The following is a 639-nucleotide window of genomic DNA, read 5'->3' on the forward strand; positions in this document are numbered from 1 at the left end:
AGTTAAAATACAAATCAATCATCATCAATGGCGTCGAAGCTCACTCTTCTCTTCGCCACCTTCGCTCTCTTCTTGCTCCTCGCCAAAGCATCGAGATTCGACCTGCAATACGACTTCGAGGAGGATGAGGAGAATCAACAACAGCAACAACAACAGAGATGCCAACGGGAGTTCGCGAGGCACCAACAACTCAGAGCTTGCCAGCGATTCATCAGGAGACAAACCACGAGGGGACCTCGCCTGGACGATGAATTGCTACTCGATGATGAAGATGAGGAGAATCAGCAGCAGCAGCGTGGTCAACAAGACTTCCAGATATGCTGCCAACAGCTGAGAAACATTGACCCACAATGCAGGTGCCCGGTGCTGAGACGCGCAGTGAGAATTCAGCAACAGAGAACGCAGGGACAACAGGGACAACAGGGACAGAAGCAGGTGAGGAGGATGTACCGCGTCGCCAGCAACATTCCGAACATGTGCCAGTTGCAGCCTAGCGTCACTTGTCCCTTTGGCCAGCAAATTTGGGAGTAGACCACTCTCTCTATATATATATATATATGTATATACATGTAGAGGGCGGCCATGTATGCAGACGATCCATCTATGTATAAGAATGAAAGAAATAAAAAAAGTTAAGAG

Annotated in this window: 1 protein-coding gene; it reads left to right on the forward strand. The window is 48.5% G+C overall.

Annotated elements, in window-relative coordinates; genetic code table 11:
• Positions 1–350: 350 nt before the first annotated feature.
• Positions 351–494 carry a hypothetical protein gene (locus PSI23_RS23705; RefSeq protein ID WP_273557022.1) on the forward strand — a complete coding sequence of 48 codons (144 nt, stop codon included), beginning with the start codon at positions 351–353 and terminating at the stop codon, positions 492–494.
• Positions 495–639: the final 145 nt, after the last annotated feature.

The organism is Xenorhabdus yunnanensis (assembly GCF_028598805.1).
GTDB classification, from domain to species: Bacteria; Pseudomonadota; Gammaproteobacteria; order Enterobacterales; family Enterobacteriaceae; genus Xenorhabdus; species Xenorhabdus yunnanensis.